8 protein-coding genes and 1 tRNA gene are annotated in these 6,579 nt (G+C 41.0%); 3 read left to right on the forward strand and 6 right to left on the reverse strand.

Features of this window, described 5'->3' with window-relative positions; translation table 11 throughout:
* Window positions 1-81: 81 nt before the first annotated feature.
* Both LPH68_RS20185 and LPH68_RS20190 read left to right on the forward strand, forming a co-directional pair.
* A complete protein-coding gene (locus tag LPH68_RS20185; RefSeq protein WP_004304890.1) occupies window positions 82-828 on the forward strand; it encodes an ATP-binding protein in 747 nt (248 codons plus the stop codon).
* Window positions 829-843: 15 nt separating this feature from the next.
* Window positions 844-1,215: a DMT family protein gene (locus LPH68_RS20190; RefSeq protein WP_004302024.1), complete on the forward strand. Its 372-nt coding sequence runs from the start codon at window positions 844-846 to the stop codon at window positions 1,213-1,215.
* A gap of 66 nt (window positions 1,216-1,281) precedes the next feature.
* Here the strand turns inward: LPH68_RS20190 and LPH68_RS20195 are convergent, their stop codons facing one another.
* The 6 genes from LPH68_RS20195 to LPH68_RS20220 are packed head-to-tail and all read right to left on the reverse strand — an operon-like array spanning window position 1,282 to window position 5,793.
* Complete coding sequence (locus LPH68_RS20195; protein WP_004309770.1) at window positions 1,282-2,295, reverse strand: FAD:protein FMN transferase; 1,014 nt, start codon at window positions 2,293-2,295, stop codon at window positions 1,282-1,284.
* A gap of 30 nt (window positions 2,296-2,325) precedes the next feature.
* Window positions 2,326-2,907 carry a manganese efflux pump MntP family protein gene (locus tag LPH68_RS20200; RefSeq protein ID WP_004302038.1) on the reverse strand — a complete coding sequence of 194 codons (582 nt, stop codon included), beginning with the start codon at window positions 2,905-2,907 and terminating at the stop codon, window positions 2,326-2,328.
* 6 nt (window positions 2,908-2,913) lie between these two features.
* A complete protein-coding gene (locus LPH68_RS20205) occupies window positions 2,914-3,663 on the reverse strand; it encodes a DUF6048 family protein (protein ID WP_004309771.1) in 750 nt (249 codons plus the stop codon).
* Complete coding sequence (locus LPH68_RS20210) at window positions 3,647-4,231, reverse strand: DUF6452 family protein (RefSeq protein ID WP_004309772.1); 585 nt, start codon at window positions 4,229-4,231, stop codon at window positions 3,647-3,649. Before LPH68_RS20210 ends, LPH68_RS20205 begins: the two co-directional genes overlap by 17 nt.
* A gap of 21 nt (window positions 4,232-4,252) precedes the next feature.
* Window positions 4,253-5,203 (reverse strand): glycosyltransferase family 2 protein, encoded by a 951-nt coding sequence (locus tag LPH68_RS20215; RefSeq protein ID WP_004309773.1) that lies wholly within the window; start codon window positions 5,201-5,203, stop codon window positions 4,253-4,255.
* Window positions 5,204-5,235: 32 nt separating this feature from the next.
* On the reverse strand, window positions 5,236-5,793 hold the full coding sequence (locus LPH68_RS20220) for a DUF4199 domain-containing protein (RefSeq protein ID WP_015532571.1): 558 nt from the start codon (window positions 5,791-5,793) through the stop codon (window positions 5,236-5,238).
* A gap of 308 nt (window positions 5,794-6,101) precedes the next feature.
* Here LPH68_RS20220 and LPH68_RS20225 point away from each other — a divergent pair.
* Window positions 6,102-6,175, forward strand: a tRNA-Thr gene (locus LPH68_RS20225).
* Window positions 6,176-6,579: the final 404 nt, after the last annotated feature.

Here is a 6,579-nt window from a genome sequence, read left to right on the forward strand (position 1 = left end):
ACCCTTTTTCAGTGATTCTATTATGTTAATTCTTCTTTAAATCATTCTTTTCGCTTACTTTTGCAGCCGATTTTTAAAGATATGACACAATTTACGGAAGAAGAGAAAACCATTCGCCGCATTGAACGGCGGTTTAGCAAAGGAGTGGTGCAATATGGATTGATAGAAGAAGGAGACAAAATCCTTATCGGACTATCGGGAGGAAAAGATTCGTTGGCGCTTGTGGAACTGTTGGGGAGACGCGCACGTATCTATAAACCTCGCTTTTCTGTCGTTGCCGTCCATGTAGTGATGAAGAATATTCCTTATCAGAGTGATACGGAATATTTGAAAGCGCACTGTGAGACGTATGGAGTTCCCTTTGTGCAGTATGAGACAGCTTTTGATCCTGCTACCGACACACGTAAATCTCCCTGCTTCCTCTGTTCATGGAACCGTCGGAAAGCCCTGTTCACAGTTGCCAAGGAACACGGATGCAATAAAATCGCTCTCGGTCACCATATGGATGATATTTTGGAAACTTTATTGATGAATATCACTTATCAGGGAGCTTTCAGTACAATGCCGCCCCGGTTGATGATGAAGAAGTTTGATATGACAATTATTCGTCCGATGTGTCTGGTCCATGAAGCTGATTTGGTAGAATTGGCAGCTTTGCGTCATTATCAGAAGCAAGTGAAGAATTGTCCTTATGAATCGCAGTCCAGCCGGAGTGATATGAAAGGAATTTTACGGCAGTTGGAAGCGATGAACCCGGAAGCTCGTTATAGCCTTTGGAGCAGTATGACTAATGTACAGGAGGAATTATTACCAGATAAAATAGATTAATTTGAATAGATTGTTATGAAAGGATTCTATACCATTTTGTTACTGATTGTATCTAATGTCTTTATGACATTTGCTTGGTACGGACATTTAAAGATGAAACAGGAGTACAGTTGGTTCGCAGCTCTTCCGCTGATTGGTGTGATTGCGTTCAGCTGGGCGATCGCCTTTTTTGAATATTCCTGTCAGATACCGGCCAATCGCATTGGCTTTATAGGCAATGGAGGCCCGTTTTCATTGATGCAACTAAAAGTCATTCAAGAGGTAATAACACTTGTTATTTTTACAGTGTTCACTACCATCTTCTTTAAAGGTGAGGCTTTACATTGGAATCATCTGGCTGCATTTATTTGTCTGATTGCAGCAGTGTATTTCGTGTTTATGAAATAGATATTTGCCAATTGAATAGAGGTTCTGTTTTACTCAAGTAGAACCTCTGTTTGTATAATATATATATTACGGAGTAGTTATGTATTTTTTCATTCCCTCCGTATAATAAGTCTTGAACTCTCCATTTTCTCCACTATAAATAAAGTAGGCGTCAATCGTTGTATCCGCTTTGCAGAAAGCTTCCGCTTCTTCCAGTCCCATCACCATGAAGGCGGTGGCAAGGGCGTCGGCAGTCATACAGTCTTTGGCGATTACCGTAGAGGACAAGATATTGTGTTGTACCGGATAGCCAGTTCTAGGGTCAATCGTATGGGCGTATTTCTTCCCATCCTTATAATAATAATTGCGATAGTTTCCGGAAGTAGCCAAGCCTAAATCTGTTATCTCAAGAATTGTCTGTAAGTCTTGGTTTACGGCCAGTGAATCGTCGATGGGCTTATTGATTCCAATGCGCCATAAGCCTTTGGAAGGATTTTTCCCTTTCACTACCACCTCGCCGCCTATATCTACCATATAGTTTTTTATTCCCTTACGGTCGAGCAGTTGTGCAATTACGTCTACCGAATACCCTTTGGCCACGGCACTACAACTTAACATAGTACGAGGATCCTGTTTGATAACTTTGCCGTTATCCATTTTCACTTTTTCATATCCGGTGATTTGTAACAGACTGTCTATCATTAATGAATCAGGAAAAGCACCTTTTTTGAAACCGAATCCCCAAGCATTGGCAAGAGGGGCTACTGTAATGTCGAAAGCACCCTTTGTCTCGCGGGAAATTTCCATCGAGCGATGGAAGCATTTCTGGAAAAAACTATCAGTCACCAGCTCTTCATTGCGGTTGACGCGACTGATAACAGAACTGTCATTGAATGGCGATAAAGATTGGTCGAAGCGTTTTAGTTCAGCTTCTATTTCCGGTTTTAAGTCACCGTCATGCTGATAAGTAATTTTATATACTGTCCCAAACACCAAACCTTTGACACTGTAATAGCCAACTTGTTGATTATGTCTGACTAATATCCAGATAGTTGCCAAAATCAGGAAAGCCAGCCAAAGGAAACTTTTTTTTGTTTTCATACGCTCTTCTATTTGATGAGAAAACTCGTTTTATTGAAGAAATAAATGTTCAATTAATATCTTTAGTCCGATAATGACTAGAATGATACCTCCCCATAACTCTGCTTTCAGTTTCCGGGCGATGCCGCAGCCACATTGGATACCAAAGATCAGACCGATGAGTGACATGACAAATGAAACAAACCCGATGATGCTGATAGGAGGAAGGATTTCGGTATAGTCCTGAACTCCCAGAAAGGCAAAGGAAATGCCGATTGCCAATGCATCAATACTTGTGGCTATTGCCATAGTCAATACCACTTTCGGATTTGCCGGATTGAACAGTTTACAACATTCTTCTTCTTTGAAAGATTCTAAAATCATTCGTCCGCCTAAGAAGGCAAGGATCGCGAAAGCAATCCAATGGTCTACACTTTCTATAAGATGACTGAATGTCTTTGCACACATCCATCCGATAAATGGCATGATTGCCTGAAAAAAGCCGAAAGCAAAAGCCATGATTAGCATGGGTTTCCAACGGGTACGTTTCAAAATAATACCGCTTGCAATTGAGACAGCGAAACAATCCATCGCCAGACCTATTGCAAGCAGCCAAATCTCTAGTCCTGTCATTGTATTCTAAAGAGGCAATTTATAAATAAGGGAATAAGTGATTCCCATGTTATTTGATTTAAACTTTCCGTAACCGGGCACGTACCATGGGTCTCCATATTCTCCGGTAGATGCTTTGGTTTTGTATTTCATACGTACCGACCACCCCATGTTGAAGTTTTTGTAAATACGTACTTTGACGCCTAAAACGATTTCCAGCCATTGCACCGATCCTTTCATACCCAGATGGCTGAATGGCACACTTCCTCCCCAATAACCGTCTTCCAAACTGGGGTTACCTATTACATCTCCCCAGATAGGATCATCTGCCGGCATTGTGGAAACATCATATTTAAATGAACTGAATGCATAGCGAAGTCCTGCATACAAGTAGCTATTCTTCTCTTTTTTCTTTGCCATGGTGTTGTAGTCCACACCGATTCGGAAGAATGGGGCCATTTTGCTCTTATAGTGTATGCCTGTTTCGCTCCAGGTATCTGTTCCTCCCATACCAAACTCAATAGTAGGGATGAATTTATTCTTGAGGTTAACGGCTACGCTGACTTCAGAACTCATAAAGTCGCCTCCCAGCAGCTTGCTTCCAACGCCATATAAATCCACACCGACATACGTACCATTGTAGAGCGGAATGGTATCTATCTCGGCAACCTCTTTTTTCTTCTGATCTCTTTTGGGCGTTTGCGCCGGACGTTGCTGTTGTGCCAGCAACGGAAGCCCAATGCAAAAGAGCAGAAGCAGACTAATTAGTCGTTTCATCAGGTGTGCGTTCTGGCCGATAATTATAGAATATCTGCAAGTTCTCGATTTCATTTGTATTGGCTTCTTTATTTTTTATATGAAGAGAATCTATCTGGTCCGGCTGCCCGTTGCCATAGGGAGGAGGGTTACCCGGTCTTCCCGGTTTTCCAAATTTAGCGCTGATTATATTTTGTTTCATCATATAACCACATTCCATGGACTGGAAATAAGGAGTATTTTGTTGTACAATGTATAATGTGTCAAAATCTTTTTCTCTACGTTTGGGATCGTATCTGAATATGAACACAGTAGTGTCACTTGTGTATCGTAGTGGTAACATCAGGGTATGCACATTCTTTTCATTGTTCAGAATGATAGAGTCGGTGCCTAATGCTGTGATTGTTAATGAATCAAGCGTGTCTTTTAATGCAATAGTAGGGTTATCCGGATTAATGGTATATATTGTGCAGTACATCATCGGACGTCCTGCCAATGAGCAATCGTTCTCATCCGAGCAGGCACTGTGTAAGCTGACTGCACCGCCAATGATAGTCAATATGAGAAAGATACGAATTAAATTCTTCATAGTCAGTTTATTGAATGTGAATCAAATTTTCTTTTCTATCTGATAGTTATTCCGTTCCGGTGCATTGCGCGAGATGAGTTCGCCAAGGAATCCGGCTAAGAATAATTGCGTACCTATAATCATTGCCGTAAGTGACAAATAGAAATAGGGAGAGTCGGTCACCAGTCGGTAGGGGAGACCGTTGTACATGGCATATAGTTTACTGGCACCTACGATGATGACAGAAATCATTCCTATCAGAAACATCAATGATCCCAACAGTCCGAAGAAATGCATCGGCTTGATGCCGAATCTGGAGAGGAACCAAAGAGAGAGTAAATCCAGATACCCGTTTACGAAACGGTTCAGTCCGAATTTTGTTGTGCCGTATTTACGCGCCTGGTGGTGTACCACCTTTTCACCGATTTTCTTGAATCCGGCGTTCTTTGCCAAATAAGGTATATAACGATGCATCTCACCGTACACTTCGATATGTTTTACGACCTCTTTGCGATAGGCTTTCAATCCGCAGTTGAAGTCGTGCAGGTTTTTGATGCCTGATACTTTGCGGGCAGTAGCATTAAACAACTTGGTGGGCAGTGTTTTTGAAATAGGATCATATCTCTTTTGCTTCCAGCCGGATACCAGGTCGTAGCCATCCTTTGTAATCATCCGGTAAAGTTCGGGGATTTCGTCTGGGCTATCTTGTAGGTCCGCATCCATCGTTATGACTACGTTTCCTTCCGCTTCAGCGAATCCACAGTAGAGTGCAGGTGATTTACCGTAGTTACGGCGGAATTTGATACCTTTTACATGTTCCGATTGAGCTTTAAACTTTTCGATCACTTCCCATGAATGGTCGGTACTTCCATCGTTAACGAAAATCACTTCGAATGAGAATCCGTTGGCTTGCATTACCCGTTCTATCCAAGCATAGAGTTCGGGTAGTGACTCTTCTTCATTGAATAATGGGATTACAACTGATATATCCATTTTTTTATTACTAATTACTTACGAATTATAAATTACGATTGAGACACTCCGTCATTTTCCGGTTTGGCCTTTTTCATTACCATCAATGCGGTGGGAATGGCCAGGATACTTCCCCAAAATACATCCCATGACAATAGTTGCATGGTGATATTGATGGAAGTAAGTGAACGGGCGGTATCTATTGTTTCTTTTATAACTTCTTTGTTTTCTATCAGAGCCGGGGTGTTGGTCATCAGTTCGTCCCACAACTGGATGTAAGAGTTGATGATAAATCCATGATCGATGAATTGGAAATAGGCGTAGTGAGCCACAGCTACCAGCAGAGAAGCAAACATATACATAAATATGGTAAAGAGCATGGCATGTGAAAATTGGATACTTCCTCCGCAAATCTTATCCCGGTACATTTTCGCATAGTGATATCCGATGAAAGGTACGGACAATGTCAGGATTACAAATAAAAGCGAAAGGAAAGGTATGTGGAATCCCAGCGGAAATAATATGAACTTCAATATCCAGTAGATTCCCATATACGTGCCAAAATGCATGGCATATTTTTGTAAATAGCTTCTGTTCTCTGTCATCTTCATTTATAAATTGCGCACAAAGGTACAAATAATATCGGTTGGTAGGGGAAATCTGGTTGTTAAAGTTAATAAAGCAGAGGAAGTTGTTGTCTGAATATTTTTTTGCAATTTTAATTGCCTGAAATGTAGCCTGTTAGTCTTTTGTTAGTAAAAAAGTTGTCTGCAGCTATTGCAGAATACATAAAAATGTCTACCTTTGCAACCGCAAAACGGGTAAGTCCTATACGGCCAGCTCCCTTCGAATCCTCCAGGGCTTGATCGCAGCAAAGGTAGTTGGTTGTAGCGGCGCGATATAGATAGCTTACCCACCCGCCTCTTTAGCTCAGTTGGCCAGAGCACGTGATTTGTAATCTCGGGGTCGTTGGTTCGAATCCGACAAGAGGCTCAAAAAAGGATATATAACAAATCCAAGAAAAAAGCATTCAGGTATTAGTCTGGATGCTTTTTTATATATATTCGCATATTATCGAAATACACAGTTCCCTAATTGTTGTAATATCCCATTTTTAAGAAAAGCAAAGATTTACAGTTTCTTTTTGATTCATTATTGTTATTCATTCTTGTATATTATGCTCAGGATAGGATCTGAGTAAAAGCATCACATTGGATAAATGGCGTTGCAATATTCCATGAAGTTGCTTGATGATATTTATATTCCCGGAGAGAAAAAGGCTCAGTCTGAAACCTTGGGGGATTGCGTTAAAATTCTTATTTTTGCATCATGAAAACATCCTCTTCCCAAACGATTGATCCTGTTGCTTCTTTAAGCTTGTTCTTGCCTTCAGGAAT

It is taken from the genome of Bacteroides sp. 1_1_30 (assembly GCF_020982715.1).
Classification (GTDB): Bacteria; Bacteroidota; Bacteroidia; order Bacteroidales; family Bacteroidaceae; genus Bacteroides; species Bacteroides xylanisolvens.

Coding starts and splice junctions, on each gene's coding strand:
- LPH68_RS20185 (WP_004304890.1), top strand. CDS start 82: ATGACACAATTTACGGAAGAAGAGAAAACCATTCGCCGCATTGAACGG.
- LPH68_RS20195 (WP_004309770.1), bottom strand. CDS start 2,295: ATGAAAACAAAAAAAAGTTTCCTTTGGCTGGCTTTCCTGATTTTGGCA.
- LPH68_RS20200 (WP_004302038.1), bottom strand. CDS start 2,907: ATGACAGGACTAGAGATTTGGCTGCTTGCAATAGGTCTGGCGATGGAT.
- LPH68_RS20190 (WP_004302024.1), top strand. CDS start 844: ATGAAAGGATTCTATACCATTTTGTTACTGATTGTATCTAATGTCTTT.
- LPH68_RS20215 (WP_004309773.1), bottom strand. CDS start 5,203: ATGGATATATCAGTTGTAATCCCATTATTCAATGAAGAAGAGTCACTA.
- LPH68_RS20220 (WP_015532571.1), bottom strand. CDS start 5,793: ATGAAGATGACAGAGAACAGAAGCTATTTACAAAAATATGCCATGCAT.
- LPH68_RS20205 (WP_004309771.1), bottom strand. CDS start 3,663: ATGAAACGACTAATTAGTCTGCTTCTGCTCTTTTGCATTGGGCTTCCG.
- LPH68_RS20210 (WP_004309772.1), bottom strand. CDS start 4,231: ATGAAGAATTTAATTCGTATCTTTCTCATATTGACTATCATTGGCGGT.